The following is a 13,687-nucleotide window of genomic DNA, read 5'->3' on the forward strand; positions in this document are numbered from 1 at the left end:
CGATCGATGCGCCGGAGGCGGCGCGTCCCGCCTTCCTGCCTCAGACTTCCTTGAAACGATAGCCCACGCCGTAGAGCGTCTCGATCATATCGAACTCGGGATCGACCTGATTGAATTTCTTGCGCAGACGCTTGATGTGGCTGTCGATCGTGCGGTCGTCGACATAGACCTCGTCGTCATAGGCGGCGTCCATCAATGCGTTGCGGCTTTTCACCACACCGGGACGCTGCGCCAGCGACTGCAGGATCAGGAACTCGGTGACGGTGAGCGTCACCGGCTCGCCCTTCCAAGTGCAGGTGTGGCGCTCGGGGTCCATGCGCAGCAAGCCGCGCTCCAGCGCCTTGGCGTCCTCGGCGCGGGCAACCGTGGTGGTGTCCTTGGCACCGGCGCGGCGCAGGATCGCCTTGACGCGCTCGACCAGCAGCCGCTGCGAGAACGGCTTCCGGATGAAGTCGTCGGCGCCCATCTTGAGGCCGAACAGCTCGTCGATCTCCTCGTCCTTCGAGGTCAGGAAGATGACCGGCAGATCGGATTTCTGGCGCAGGCGGCGCAGCAGCTCCATGCCGTCCATGCGCGGCATCTTGATATCGAAGATCGCGAGATCCGGCGGGTTCTGCTTCAACCCGTCGAGAGCCGAGGCACCGTCCGTATAGGTCATGATGCGATAGCCCTCTGCTTCGAGAGCGATGGAAACCGACGTCAGGATGTTGCGGTCGTCATCGACCAGCGCAATCGTTGGCATAAGGCTTTCGTCTCTTGGTCTCGTTGCAATAAACGGGTTCCCCTCTCGCGGGAGAGAGGCCAAAGCGTGGCGGCAATCTAGCCGGGACGTGGCGATTTGCCTATGTCCCCGTATCACAAGCCTGAAATCGGAGAGAGGTTCCATGGCCAAGGACCCCAAAGACGTCATCCAGCCGATGGACGACGGCGTACGCGCGGAGGCCAAGGGATTGCTGCGCGGCGCCCGCTCGGCGGCTCTCGCCACGCTCCGGCCCGACGGCCACCCATCGGCCAGCCTGGTCGGGCTCGCCACCGACATCGACGGCACGCCGATCATCCTGGTCTCGGCTCTGGCCGCCCATACGGCGAACCTTATCGCCGATCCCCGCGCTTCCCTTTTGATCTCGCCCGGCGGCAAGGGCGATCCGCTCGCCCATGCGCGCATCACGCTCAAGGTCCGGGCCCGCAAGATCGAGCGCGAGAGCGAGGAAGGCCTGCGCATCCGCCGCCGCTATCTGGCACGCCAGCCGAAATCCGCGCTCTATGCCGATTTCCCCGATTTCAGCTTCTTCGCGCTGATGGTCGAGGGGGCCAGCCTCAATGGCGGCTTCGCCCGCGCCTTCGCGCCGACGCCGGCCGATCTGATGAGCGATCCCGCCCATGCCGCTGCGCTCGCCGATGTCGAGGAAGGGGCTGTGGAGCATATGAATGCCGACCATGCCGAGGCGATCGGGCTCTATGCAACCCGGCTTCTCGCTGCCAGGCCGGGGGGCTGGCGGGCGATCGGTCTCGACCCCGACGGGCTCGACATGACGCTCGGCAGCGCCGCGGTGCGCCTGCCCTTCCCTGCTTCCGTAGACGGTCCTGCGGCCCTGCGCCGGACCCTCGCCGAGCTCGCCGGAAAGGCGCGTGCGCAGGCCGCCTGACGCAGCCGGAAGACCAGATCGGCGCCTTGGCTCGGGAGGCACCGCCTACCGATTCACCACGCCGGCATTTCAATCGATTTAGCGAATTCTGGAAGTAGACCGGGCTTTTCCAATGCTTGAGCCCGGGCGATCATGGCCGTAAAGACCGGGCGTGGCCCAGTGCCTTGCCTAGACGCCCGGACCGTCGACCGGCCCGTGCGGATGTGTTTCGACAACAGGTTGCCCTGACAGGGACCGGCCTCCGGAGGAATTCAGTGGACAATATCGGTCAGTTCAACGCCGCCCATGGTGCCGAGGCCTTCGGCTTCCGCAAGCTCAAGGCCGTGCGCTGGAACCTGGAAGCGCCGCAGCTCTATGAAGAGTCGCTGCGCCGTGGCGAATCCCAGCTGGCGCGTGGTGGCGCGCTCTGCGCCGATACGGGCACCCACACCGGCCGCTCGCCCAAGGACAAGTTCACGGTGCGCGACGCGTTGACCGAGAATACGGTCTGGTGGGACAACAACCAGGCGATGTCGCCTGAGCATTTCGAGACGCTGCTCGGCGACTTCCTGGCCCATGCCGAAGGCAAGGAGCTCTTCGCGCAGGATCTCTATGGCGGCGCCGACCCGGTTCACCGCGTCCGCGCCCGCGTCTACACCGAGATGGCCTGGCACTCGCTGTTCATCCGCAACCTGCTGATCCGCCCGCCGCGCGACGAGATCGACGGCTATGCGCCGGAGATGACGATCGTCGACCTGCCGAGCTTCAAGGCCGATCCGAAGCGCCATGGCTGCCGCAGCGAGACTGTCGTCGCCATCGACTTCACCCGCAAGATCGTGCTGATCGGCGGCTCGGCCTATGCCGGCGAGATGAAGAAATCGGTCTTCACCTATCTGAACTACGTTTTGCCGACCAAGGGCGTCGTGCCGATGCACTGCTCGGCCAATGTCGGCGCGAAGGACGATTCCGCGATCTTCTTCGGCCTCTCCGGCACCGGCAAGACGACCCTCTCGGCCGATCCCGACCGCACCCTGATCGGCGACGACGAGCATGGCTGGTCGAAGGAAGGCATCTTCAACTTCGAGGGCGGCTGCTACGCCAAGACGATCCGCCTCTCGGCCGAGGCCGAGCCGATGATCCACGCGGCATCGCTGCGCTTCGGCACTGTTCTCGAGAACATCGTCATGGACCCGCTGACGCGCGAGGTCGATTTCGACGACCAGTCGAAGACCGAGAACACCCGCTCGGCCTATCCGCTCGACTTCATCCCCAACGCCTCGCGCACCGGCCGCGCCGGCATCCCCAAGAACATCGTCATGCTGACGGCGGACGCCTTCGGCGTGATGCCGCCGATCGCCAAGCTGACCCCGGCAGAGGCGATGTACCACTTCCTTTCCGGCTACACCGCCAAGGTCGCCGGCACGGAGCGCGGCCTCACCGGCGTCGAGCCGGAATTCTCGACCTGCTTCGGCTCGCCCTTCCTGCCGCGCCACCCGTCGGAATACGCCAATCTGCTGCGCGACTTCATCGCCAAGCACCATGTCGATTGCTGGCTGGTGAACACCGGCTGGACCGGCGGCAAATACGGCACCGGCCGGCGCATGCCGATCCGCGTCACCCGCCGCCTGCTCTCGGCAGCGCTCGACGGTTCGCTCAACCGCGCCGATTTCCGCCGCGACCCCTATTTCGGCTTCGCGGTGCCGAGCTCGGTGCCCGGCGTCGAGCCGCACATCCTCTATCCGGTGAAGACCTGGGCCGACAAAGCCGCCTTCGCCGAGACAGCGAATGATCTCGTCGGCATGTTCGCCAAGAACTTCGCCAAGTTCGAGGCCCATGTCGACGACGCCGTGAAGGCGGCCGCCCCGACGAACTCGCTCGCGGCCTGACGCCAAGCCATCCGGCATGTGTTACGAGAGGCGGCCATGGGCCGCCTCTTTTCGATTGTGCTGAAGCTTCTCCTGACCCTCGTCATTCTCGGTGCCGCAACCTGGGGCACGGGCTTCCTGCTGTTCCGGCTCACGGGCGCGATCGCGATCGTCGGCGCGATCGGCTTCGGCATCGCCGCATTGGCCGGCCTCATCGGCGTCTGGACGAGCGATACGCGCCTGCCGCTCGGCTTTGCCATGGTCTTTGTTGGCCTGCTCTCCTGGTGGAGCAGCTTCCAGCCCTCGCATGATCGCGACTGGATTCCCGAGCTCGCCCGTCTTCCGACGATCGCACGCGAGGGCGACGTGCTGACCGTCTCCAACCTGCGCCATTTCCGCTGGCGCACGGAGGAGGACTACGACCGGCGCTGGGAGACGCGCCGCTACAACCTCGCTGCGATCAGCGGCGCCGACATCTTCCTCTCCTATTGGTCGGGCGAGGCGATCGCGCATCTCCTGGTCAGCTTCACCTTCTCGGATTCCGTGCCACTGACCTTCTCGATCGAGGTCCGGCGCGAAAAGGGCGAGGAATGGTCGGCGCTGGCCGGCTTCTTCCGCAGCTACGAGATGGCCTATGTCGCCGCGGACGAGCGCGACATCGTAGGTCTGCGCACCCATGCGCGGCATGAGGATGCCAGGCTCTTCCGCCTCAGCGCCTCCGCCAGCCAGGCGCGCGACCTGCTGCTCGCCTATATCGCCGATATCAACGACCTTGCCGCCAGGCCGCGCTGGTACAACACCCTGACGACCAATTGCACGACCGTGGTCTACCACCTCGTCGGCAGCGTCGCGCCCGGCTGGAAGTTCTCGCTGCCGCTCGACCCCCGTGTGCTGCTCTCCGGCTATCTGCCGGGCTATCTGCAGCAGATCGGCGCGATCCGGCAGGATATCCCGCTGGCCGAACTGGTCCGGCTCGCCCGCATCGGCGACCACGCTCGCACGCTCTCGCTCGACGACCCGGATTTCTCCGCGAAGATCAGGGAAGGCGTTCCGACGGGGCGGCCGTGAGGCACCGTGCCGTCATGGCCGGGCACGGGGCCGCGGGCCGGCCTAGCCCCCCGCCACAAAGCTCGCAACGTCTTGCTCGCCCTTGTGGCGAGCATCCCCGTCTTGAACACCGCTCTGTATCGACGAGGACGGGGATGATCGGCACGAGGCCGACCCTGACGGATCGGCTCGCCCCCCCCTACCTGAAGAACAGGAAGGTCAGCACCACGAAGAGCGGGATGAGGATTGCACCCGACCAGAGCATGTAGCCGAAGAAGCTGGGCATCGCGACCTTTCGGTCCTTGGCGATGGCGTAGACCATGAAGTTCGGCGCGTTGCCGATATAGCTGTTCGCCCCCATGAACACCGCGCCCGCCGAGATCGCCGCCAGCGTCGACGCGCCGTTCGTCATCAGTGCCCTGGGGTCACCGCCGGCGAGCTCGAAGAAGACGAGATAGGTCGGCGCGTTGTCGAGGAAGGAGGAGAGCGCGCCGGTCAGCCAGAAATAGGCGGTCGTATTGGCGCCGCCATCGGCATTCGTCACCAGCGCGACCAGCGGCGCGAAGGCGCCTTCCCGCCCCGCCTGCAGCATCGCCAGAACCGGGATGATGCATATGAAGATGCCGGCGAAGAGCTTGGCGACCTCCTTGATCGGCCCCCAGGAGAACTCGTTGCCGGCGCGGACGGGGCCAGGCGTGAGCTTGAGCGAGAGACCTGCGAGAGCGAGCAGAATGACGTCGCGCAGCAGGTTCTGTCCTTCGACGGCGACACCGTGCACGGTGAAGGCGGTGCCCGGCTTCCAGTTCGCCGACATCAGGATCGCGGCGATGACGCCGGCCAGCAGCGGGATGTTGACCTTGCCCCAGAGCTTGATGGCGCGATCCGGCGTCGGGTCCTTGAGCGTCGGATAGCCCTTCTCCTTGCGGAAGAGGACGCTGTCGAATGCGTAGAACAGCGCCAACAGGACGATCACTGCGAAGGCGGTCTCCGGCAGCAAATGCGTCGTGGTCCAGAAGAAGTCGACGCCGCGCAGGAAGCCGAGGAAGAGCGGGGGGTCGCCGAGCGGCGTCAGCGATCCCCCGATATTCGAGACCAGGAAGATGAAGAAGACGACGACATGGACGTTGAAGCGCCGATCGTCATTCGCCCGCAGGACCGGGCGGATCATGATGATCGAAGCGCCGGTCGTGCCGACGAAGCTCGCGAGCACGGTGCCGATCGCCAGCAGGGTGGTGTTGGTCAGCGGCGTACCGCGCAAATTGCCGCTGATCAGGATGCCGCCGGCGATGGTGAAGAGCGCAAAGAGCAGGATGATGAAAGGGATGTAGTCGAGAAGCGCCGTGTGAAGCAGTGCACCGAGCGCCGGGTCGAGCCCTCTGAGAAGCACCAGCGGGACGAGCATGAGGGCGGCCCAGAAGGCGGCGAACTTGCCATAGTGACGCTCCCAGAGATGCGGAAACACCACCGGGCCCAGCGCGATCGAGAGCAGCATGCCGGCGAAGGGCAGAGCCCAGCCGGCACCCATCGTCGCCCCGCCGATATCGCCGGCGGCAAGCGCCGGCCCCCCGGCCAGAACGGCCGGCACCGCTGCGATCAAGACTCCCCCGCGCCGCGTCATCTCAGAGACCGGCCGTCAAGGCTTCGGCGCCTCGATCACCGGCGGCGCATTCAAATCGAAGCCGCCGGGCAGGCCCGGTCCGCCGAGGCCGGGGATCTGGATCGAATCGAACTGCTTGTCGATCGCCTTCTGGTCGAGCTGCACGGCCGATGCCTTGTAGTGCATCACCATTTGCGGGAAGAGCAGGACGAGCGCGACCATGATGCACTGGATCACCACGAAGGGCACCGCGCCCCAATAGATCTGGCCGGTGGTGACGGGCGCCATCATCTTGCCGGTGACGCGATCCTTGTAGGGGTTCTTCGGCGCGACCGAGCGCAGGAAGAACAGCGCGAAGCCAAAGGGCGGGTGCATGAACGACGTCTGCATGTTCACGCCGAGGATGACGCCGAACCAGATCAGATCGATCCCGAGCTTGTCCGCCGCCGGTCCGAGCAACGGCACGATGATGAAGGCCAGCTCGAAGAAGTCGAGGAAGAAGGCGAGCAGGAAGACCATCACGTTGACGACGATCAGGAAGCCCGTCGCGCCACCCGGCAGGCCGACGAGGAGATGCTCGACCCAGAGATGGCCGTTGACGCCGTAGAAAGTCAGCGAGAAGACGCGCGCGCCAACCAGAATGAAGAGCACGAAGGCCGAGAGCTTGGCGGTCGATTCCGTCGCCTGCCGGAGCAGCTCGAAGGTCATCCGCTTCTTGCCCCAGGCGAGCAGGATCGCGCCGGCAGCGCCCATCGCGCCACCTTCCGTCGGCGTGGCGACGCCGATGAAGATCGTACCGAGCACCAGGAAGATCAGTGCCAGCGGCGGCACCATCACGAAGATGACCTGCTCGGTCATCCGCGACAGCAGGTTGAGCTTCAGGAACTTGTTGATCAGCGCGATGACGAAGGAGACCGCCACCATCAGCGACATGGTGAGCACGACGAAGTCCGAGCCTGCCGTCACCTTCGTGAACAGCTTCATGTAGGCATAGGACAGGGCGAAGGCGATGAGCGTCACGACCAGCAGCGAGAAGCGCCGCGTCTTGCCGTCGGCATCGCGCAGCGTCTGCGCCTCCGGCGGCAGTCCCGGCGCACGTTGCGGGTAGACGATGGTGACGAGGAAGACGTAGCCGGCATAGAGGCTCGCCAGGACGAGGCCGGGGATGAAGGCGCCTTCATACATATCGCCGACCGAGCGGCCGAGCTGGTCGGCGAGCACGATCAGGACGAGCGAGGGCGGGATGATCTGAGCCAGCGTTCCGGATGCCGCGATGACGCCCGAGGCGAGGCGCCTGTCATAGCCGTAGCGCAGCATGATCGGCAGCGAGATCAGGCCCATCGAGATCACGGAAGCGGCGACGACGCCGGTGGTTGCCGCCAGGAGCGCGCCGACGAAGATCACCGCATAGGCGAGGCCGCCGCGAACGGGGCCGAAGAGCTGGCCGATGGTGTCGAGCAGGTCCTCCGCCATGCCGGAACGCTCGAGGACCAAGCCCATGAAAGTGAAGAACGGGATCGCCAGCAGCACGTCGTTGTTCATCGTGCCGTAGATGCGTTCCGGCAGGGCCTGGAGGAAATTCTCCTGGAACATGCCGAGATCGATGCCGATCAGCGCAAAGAGCAGGCCGTTGGCGGCGAGCGCGAAGGCGACGGGATAGCCAAGCAGCAGGAAGACGACGAGCGTCGCGAACATCACCGGCGCCATGTTGACGCGCAGGAAGTCGCCGACGCCGCCGCCGGCAGCGAAAGCGTCGCCGGTGTGGAGGCCGAAGAAGGCGATGACGGTGAGCGCCAGCAGCAGGCCGGCGACGCGCGGGAGGCGATGAGCGTGCATGGGATCGTTCCGGACTTCTTGCGGGCCGCTCACGAAGCGAGGCCCTGTTCCTTGGCTTGATCGAGCAGGCGCTGGGCTTCCGCCTCGGCCGCGGCCGCATGGCCGGCGGCGGCCTCTTGATCCTCAAGGTCGCCGCGCATGATCGCGATCTGCTTGATGATCTCGGAGACGCCCTGGAAGCTCAGCATCACGAAGCCGACGACGACGAGGCCCTTGGCGGGCCATTGCGGCAGGCCGCCAGCCGAGAGCGACTGCTCGTTGATGGCATAGGAACGCAGGAAGAACGGCCAGGAGTGGTAGACGATCAGCAGGCAGAACGGCATCAGGAAGAAGATATGGCCGAACAGCTCGATCCACTGGCGCACGCGCTTCGGCAGCATGCTGTTCACGATGTCGATGCGGATATGCTCCTTCACCTGCATCGTCCATGACGCGCACATCAGGAAGACCGCGCCGAACAGCATCCATTGCAGTTCGAGCCAGGCATTCGACGAGACGTTGAAGATCTTGCGGACGATCGCGTTGACCGTCGCGACGATCACCGCCGCGAGGATCAGCCAGGCGACCTTCCTGCCGATGAAGCCGTTGACCGCGTCGATGACACGGCTGATGGCGAGGAGACCCTTCACATTCCCGCTCCCGTGAGGGCGCAATTCTGCGCCGTTTCCGCCCCTTTGTCGGCAGGATCGGTATAGGAGGGATGCGCACCACGCAAGACTGTGTCGTTCTTATCCATTGGACCAAAGGACGACGCCCCGGACTGCACATTTTTGCGCCAACGGCTGTGCCGGCCCGCCACAGAAACGGCGGAGATGATTTATTATGTTCGCGTTCACCTTTGGGGAACAATATTCTCCATCACCGCTTCAACCGGCTGATTCGAGGCCGCGATGTGTCGTTTCCTCGCCTATTCAGGCGCACCCGTCTTTCTCGAGGATTTCGTCGCCTCGCCCTGCCATTCGCTGATCCATCAGTCGCTCCATGCCGAGGAGGCCAAGACCGGCACGAATGGCGACGGCTTCGGCGTCGGCTGGTATGGCGAGCGGGCCGAGCCGGGGCAGTATCGCGAGGTTCGCCCCGCCTGGTCCGACGAGAACCTGCTCTCGATCGCGCGGCAGGTGCGCTCCCATCTCTTCTTCGCCCATGTCCGGGCCGCGACCGGCACCGCGACGACGCGGGCCAACTGCCACCCCTTCGTTCATGGCCGCTATCTCTTCATGCATAACGGCCAGATCGGCGGCTACGGCCTGATCCGCAGGCAACTCGAGGCGCTGATCCCGGATGCGCTCTACGGCGCCCGCGCCGGCACCACCGATTCCGAGGCCCTCTTCCTGCTCGCCCTCTCCCATCTCGCCGAAGGAATGGCACCGGGCGAAGCGCTTGCCGCCGCCCTCTCCGACACCCTCGCCCTGATGGAACGGACGGGCGTCCGCGAGCCGCTGCGCTGCGCGGCCGCGCTCGCCGACGGAGAAACGATCCACGCGATCCGCTGGTCCTCCGACACGAGGCCGCCGAGCCTTTATGTCTGCCCGCGGCCAGATAGTGTCGTCGTCGCCTCAGAGCCCGTCGACGCCGCCCGCGAATGCTGGCAGGCCCTGCCCTGCAATACGCTGGCCAGGGTCGAGGGTGGCAAGGTCACGCTTGCGCCCTTCCTGGTCGGGCTGCGGCAGGCGGCTTGAACCGGCAGCAGCACCGAGAGGCAGTTGGAAAGGGGCCGCTATGCACGGCCCCTCTCCGAAAGCGGTGCCGGGCCTCAGTTGTGGTGGGGCAGCACGCCGCTATTGCCGCCCGACTGGTCTGATTGATTGGACTGGTCGGACCGGGCATTGAAGTGATTGTGATAGGCCAGATACTGCGCCTGTTCCGCCGCGGCCCGCTGGCTCTCGCTCTGTTCGTGCACGATGCTCTCCGCACCGAGTTCGGCGGCATAAGCGGCCGACCCGGCCCCCGAGAGAATCACCACGGCGGCGACGGCAACGATCTTGCGTGAAAGCATGACAGCCTCCTGCACCTTGTCCTTGTCACCCGTCAAGCTCAAGTAACCATCCCGCAGTAGCTGCCAATACTCCTCGTTGACTGCTTTCACTCACTTTCACGTGTATCGCCCGAAACTCGCCGAGTACATGCGCTACCCGCTTGAACCAGCCGCCGCCGGCGGGCGTGAACGGCGAATACGCCCTGGAATGCGCGGCTGCCATGCGCCGCGCGCGCTGACGCATCCCCTGTTGCCTTCCTACGTCGAGCGCCTAGCTTGGCCGTTCAGGCAAGGCCGCTTCCACGAAAGGCACGGGCGATGAAGAAGGGTTCGGATCTTCTGGTCGAGGCGCTGGAGAATGAAGGCGTCGATCGCGTCTTCGGCGTTCCGGGCGAAGAAAACCTCGATGTCGTCGAGTCCCTGCGCAAATCGAAAATCGAGCTGGTGCTGACGCGCCACGAACAGGCCGCCGCCTTCATGGCCGCGACGCATGGGCGGCTGACCGGCCGCCCCGGCGTCTGCATCGCGACGCTCGGCCCGGGCGCGCTGAACTTCTCGACCGGCGCGGCCTACGCCCATCTCGGCGCCATGCCGATGATCCTGATCACCGGGCAGAAGGCGATCATGACGGCCAAGCAGGCGCGCTTCCAGATCGTCGACGTCGTCGCCTCGATGCGTCCGCTCACCAAGATGACGCGCCAGATCGTCAGCCCGGCCAGCATCCCCTCGGTGGTGCGCGATGCCTTCCGCGTCGCGATGGAAGAGCGGCCGGGCCCGGTCCATCTCGAACTGCCCGAGGACGTCGCCGCCGAGGAGATCGAGGATACCGCGCTGATCCCGGTGCATCCGCTGGATCGGCCGATCGCTCCGGACGCGCCTTTGGACCGCGCAGCCGAGATGATCCTTGCCGCCAAACGGCCGCTGGTGATGATCGGCGCCGCCGGCAACCGGCCGCGACTGGTCGAACCGCTTTCCGCCTTCGTGCGCCGCACCGGCCTGCCCTTCTTCAACACGCAGATGGGCAAGGGCGCCGTCACCGGCGGCTCGAACCTCTATATCGGCACGGCCGCGCTGTCGGAGGGCGATTATGTCCATGAGGCGGTGGCGCTGGCCGATCTCATCATCGCCGTCGGACACGACACCATCGAGAAGCCACCCTTCCTGATGCGCAATGCGGGCGGGCCGAAGGTGATCCATATCGGCTACCAGTCGGCCAATGTCGAACAGGTCTACCACCCCGATGCGGAGGTGATCGGCGATATCGGCGCGACGGTGACGGGGTTGGCCGAGCGGCTCGAAGGCAAGGTGCCCGAGCAGAAGCAGATGCTGGAGCTGCGCCAGAAGATCCTGACGAAGATCAATGCCCGCGCCGAAGAGGACCGCTTCCCGGTGACGCCGCAGCGGCTCGTCCATGACGTGCGCGCGGTGATGCCGGAGGATGGCGTCGTCTGCCTCGACAACGGCATGTACAAGATCTGGTTCGCGCGGAACTACCGCACGCATGTCGCCAACACGCTGCTGCTCGACAATGCGCTGGCGACGATGGGCGCCGGCCTGCCCTCGGCGATGATGGCGGCGATGCTCCATCCCGAGCGGCGCGTCATGGCCGTCTGCGGCGATGGCGGCTTCATGATGAACTCGCAGGAGATGGAGACCGCCGTCAGGCTCGGCCTCAACCTCGTCGTGCTCGTGCTGAACGATGGCGCCTACGGCATGATCCGCTGGAAGCAGGCCGTCGACAAGTTCCCCGATTACGGCATGACCTTCGGCAACCCCGATTTCGTGCGTTATGCCGAGTCCTATGGCGCGAAGGGCTCGCGCGTGACCTCGGCAGAGGCGTTGGTGCCGACGCTGGAGGCCGCCTTCAAGGGCGGGGGTGTCCATCTCGTCGACTGCCCGATCGACTATTCCGAGAACACCCGCGTCCTGGTCGAGGAACTGCGCAACAAGGTGCCGGACGTCGATCTGGCTTAGCAGTCGCTATCACCGAAGCCCTCATCCTGAGGAGCAAGCGGAGCTTGCGTCTCGAAGGATGGTTCAGATGCTTCCGGAGCCTCCTGAAACATCCTTCGAGACGCCATTCCCGAGAGAATGGCTCCTCAGGATGAGGGCTCCGGAGCGTGACGATCAACGTTCTAAAGGAGAGACGACCATGCTCAGGGTTGTTCAAGCCTATGACCGCGCCACGATCACGGAGATCGAGACCGACGACGAGGCCGCGCTCGAACGCAAGCTCCAGGCGGCCCAAGAGGTCTTCCGGGACCGTGACAATTGGCTGAAGCCGCATCAGCGCATCGCGATCCTGCGCAAGCTCGCCGGCCTCCTCGAAGCGAAGCGCGACCATTTCGCCATGCAGATCGCCCGCGAAGGCGGCAAGCCGCTGCCTGACGCGATCGTCGAGGCGAACCGGGCCGTCGACGGCATCCATAATGCCGCCGACGAGCTGCGCAATTTCGCCGGGCGCGAGATCCCGATGGGGCTCACGGCTGCAGCCGCCGATCGCTGGGCCTTCACGACCAAGGAGCCGATCGGCATCGTCGCCGCGATCTCGGCCTTCAACCACCCGCTCAACCTGATCGTCCATCAGGTTGCGCCGGCCATCGCTGTCGGCTGCCCGGTCATCGTCAAGCCGGCCGGCACGACGCCGCTCTCCTGCATCGACTTCGTCAAGCTGGTGCATGAGGCCGGATTGCCCGAGGCGTGGTGCCAGACCTTCGTGCCCACCGAGACGGCGCTGGCCGAGAAGCTCGCGACCGATCCGCGCGTTGCCTTCCTGAGTTTCATCGGCTCGGCCAAGGTCGGCTGGTATCTGCACTCCAAGCTCGCCCATGGCGCCCGCTCGGCGCTGGAGCATGGCGGCGTCGCGCCGGCGATCGTCGACAAGAGCGCCGATCTCGACGCGATCATCGAGCCGCTCGTGAAGGGCGGCTACTATCATGCGGGCCAGGTCTGCGTGTCGACGCAGCGCATCTATGTGCATGACGACATCGTCAACGACTTCACCGAGCGGCTCATCGCGCGGGTGAAGAAGCTGCGCACCGGCGATCCGACGCTGGGGGATACCGAGGTCGGCCCCCTGATCATCCCCAAGGAGGCCGACCGCGTGGCGTCCTGGATCGACGAAGCGGTGAAGGGTGGCGCCAAGCTCGCGACCGGCGGCAAGCGCCTGTCGGAGACGACGCTGGAGCCCGCAGTGCTGATCGACCCGGCACCGGAAGCCCGCATCTCGAGCGAAGAGGTGTTCGGCCCGGTCGTCGCGATCTACCGCTACGGCAAGCTCGACGACGCCATCGCGCGGGCGAACTCTCTGCCCGTTTCCTTCCAGGCCAGCATTTTCGCGCAGGACATCGACGTGGCCATGAGGGCCGCGAACCGGCTCGAGGCCTCGGCGGTGATGGTGAACGACCCCACGACCTTCCGCACCGACTGGATGCCCTTCGCCGGCCGGCGCGTCTCGGGCTACGGCACCGGCGGCATCCCCTACACCATGCGCGACATGACGCAGGAGAAGATGATCCTGTTGAAGCGACGCTGAACGCGCGGCGCGGCGGAGCGTGACGCTTCGCCGCGCCCTGCCAACCGGCAGAATCCAGAGTACCCCCACAAGACAAAACTCGGAAACGACTGCGTTTTCAGCAAGTATCCGACGCAATATCATCAGTTTACGACCATTCTAAACTGATAAGATTTGATTGACCCTTGCCGCTCGGGTGCCTAGGCACTGGCTACATGCGCCGCGAAT

Annotated in this window: 11 protein-coding genes; 6 read left to right on the plus strand and 5 right to left on the minus strand. The window is 65.4% G+C overall.

Annotated features, from left to right (window positions below; all coding sequences use genetic code 11):
* Positions 1-40: 40 nt before the first annotated feature.
* The gene (locus AC1DE3_RS11050) at positions 41-742 is read right to left on the minus strand and encodes a response regulator transcription factor (RefSeq protein WP_441509329.1); all 702 of its coding nucleotides are present in this window, start codon (positions 740-742) and stop codon (positions 41-43) included.
* A 142-nt stretch (positions 743-884) separates the two neighbouring features.
* Here AC1DE3_RS11050 and AC1DE3_RS11055 point away from each other — a divergent pair, with 142 nt between their 5' ends.
* From AC1DE3_RS11055 to AC1DE3_RS11065, 3 genes are all read left to right on the plus strand, one after another.
* Positions 885-1,646 carry a HugZ family pyridoxamine 5'-phosphate oxidase gene (locus AC1DE3_RS11055; protein WP_441509330.1) on the plus strand — a complete coding sequence of 254 codons (762 nt, stop codon included), beginning with the start codon at positions 885-887 and terminating at the stop codon, positions 1,644-1,646.
* A 254-nt stretch (positions 1,647-1,900) separates the two neighbouring features.
* A complete protein-coding gene (locus tag AC1DE3_RS11060) occupies positions 1,901-3,511 on the plus strand; it encodes a phosphoenolpyruvate carboxykinase (RefSeq protein WP_441509331.1) in 1,611 nt (536 codons plus the stop codon).
* Positions 3,512-3,547: 36 nt separating this feature from the next.
* The gene (locus tag AC1DE3_RS11065; protein WP_441509332.1) at positions 3,548-4,558 is read left to right on the plus strand and encodes an Lnb N-terminal periplasmic domain-containing protein; all 1,011 of its coding nucleotides are present in this window, start codon (positions 3,548-3,550) and stop codon (positions 4,556-4,558) included.
* Between the two features lie 178 nt (positions 4,559-4,736).
* Here AC1DE3_RS11065 and AC1DE3_RS11070 read toward each other — a convergent pair whose 3' ends face one another.
* From AC1DE3_RS11070 to AC1DE3_RS11080, 3 genes are all read right to left on the minus strand, one after another.
* On the minus strand, positions 4,737-6,155 hold the full coding sequence (locus AC1DE3_RS11070; protein WP_441509333.1) for a sodium:proton antiporter: 1,419 nt from the start codon (positions 6,153-6,155) through the stop codon (positions 4,737-4,739).
* A gap of 15 nt (positions 6,156-6,170) precedes the next feature.
* Positions 6,171-7,841: a TRAP transporter large permease gene (locus AC1DE3_RS11075; protein WP_441510091.1), complete on the minus strand. Its 1,671-nt coding sequence runs from the start codon at positions 7,839-7,841 to the stop codon at positions 6,171-6,173.
* A gap of 158 nt (positions 7,842-7,999) precedes the next feature.
* Positions 8,000-8,599, minus strand: a complete 600-nt coding sequence (locus tag AC1DE3_RS11080) for a TRAP transporter small permease subunit (protein ID WP_441509334.1) — start codon at positions 8,597-8,599, stop codon at positions 8,000-8,002.
* A 261-nt stretch (positions 8,600-8,860) separates the two neighbouring features.
* Here AC1DE3_RS11080 and AC1DE3_RS11085 point away from each other — a divergent pair, with 261 nt between their 5' ends.
* A complete protein-coding gene (locus AC1DE3_RS11085; RefSeq protein WP_441509335.1) occupies positions 8,861-9,649 on the plus strand; it encodes a class II glutamine amidotransferase in 789 nt (262 codons plus the stop codon).
* Positions 9,650-9,723: 74 nt separating this feature from the next.
* Here the strand turns inward: AC1DE3_RS11085 and AC1DE3_RS11090 are convergent, their stop codons facing one another.
* Positions 9,724-10,056, minus strand: coding sequence for a hypothetical protein (locus AC1DE3_RS11090; RefSeq protein WP_441509336.1), 333 nt, complete (start codon positions 10,054-10,056; stop codon positions 9,724-9,726).
* 207 nt (positions 10,057-10,263) lie between these two features.
* Here AC1DE3_RS11090 and AC1DE3_RS11095 point away from each other — a divergent pair, with 207 nt between their 5' ends.
* Together AC1DE3_RS11095 and AC1DE3_RS11100 are read left to right on the plus strand one after the other, a co-directional pair.
* Positions 10,264-11,919 carry an acetolactate synthase large subunit gene (locus tag AC1DE3_RS11095; protein WP_441509337.1) on the plus strand — a complete coding sequence of 552 codons (1,656 nt, stop codon included), beginning with the start codon at positions 10,264-10,266 and terminating at the stop codon, positions 11,917-11,919.
* Positions 11,920-12,097: 178 nt separating this feature from the next.
* Positions 12,098-13,480, plus strand: a complete 1,383-nt coding sequence (locus AC1DE3_RS11100; protein ID WP_441509338.1) for an aldehyde dehydrogenase family protein — start codon at positions 12,098-12,100, stop codon at positions 13,478-13,480.
* The last annotated feature ends 207 nt before the right edge of the window (positions 13,481-13,687 follow it).

The organism is Allobosea sp. 10L417 (genome assembly GCF_056395485.1).

What these genes read in the sequence shown, in the direction of transcription:
- AC1DE3_RS11050 (WP_441509329.1), bottom strand. Translation starts at nt 742, where the DNA reads ATGCCAACGATTGCGCTGGTCGATGACGACCGCAACATCCTGACGTCG.
- AC1DE3_RS11055 (WP_441509330.1), top strand. Translation starts at nt 885, where the DNA reads ATGGCCAAGGACCCCAAAGACGTCATCCAGCCGATGGACGACGGCGTA.
- AC1DE3_RS11065 (WP_441509332.1), top strand. Translation starts at nt 3,548, where the DNA reads ATGGGCCGCCTCTTTTCGATTGTGCTGAAGCTTCTCCTGACCCTCGTC.
- AC1DE3_RS11070 (WP_441509333.1), bottom strand. Translation starts at nt 6,155, where the DNA reads ATGACGCGGCGCGGGGGAGTCTTGATCGCAGCGGTGCCGGCCGTTCTG.
- AC1DE3_RS11075 (WP_441510091.1), bottom strand. Translation starts at nt 7,841, where the DNA reads ATGGCGCCGGTGATGTTCGCGACGCTCGTCGTCTTCCTGCTGCTTGGC.
- AC1DE3_RS11085 (WP_441509335.1), top strand. Translation starts at nt 8,861, where the DNA reads ATGTGTCGTTTCCTCGCCTATTCAGGCGCACCCGTCTTTCTCGAGGAT.
- AC1DE3_RS11095 (WP_441509337.1), top strand. Translation starts at nt 10,264, where the DNA reads ATGAAGAAGGGTTCGGATCTTCTGGTCGAGGCGCTGGAGAATGAAGGC.
- AC1DE3_RS11100 (WP_441509338.1), top strand. Translation starts at nt 12,098, where the DNA reads ATGCTCAGGGTTGTTCAAGCCTATGACCGCGCCACGATCACGGAGATC.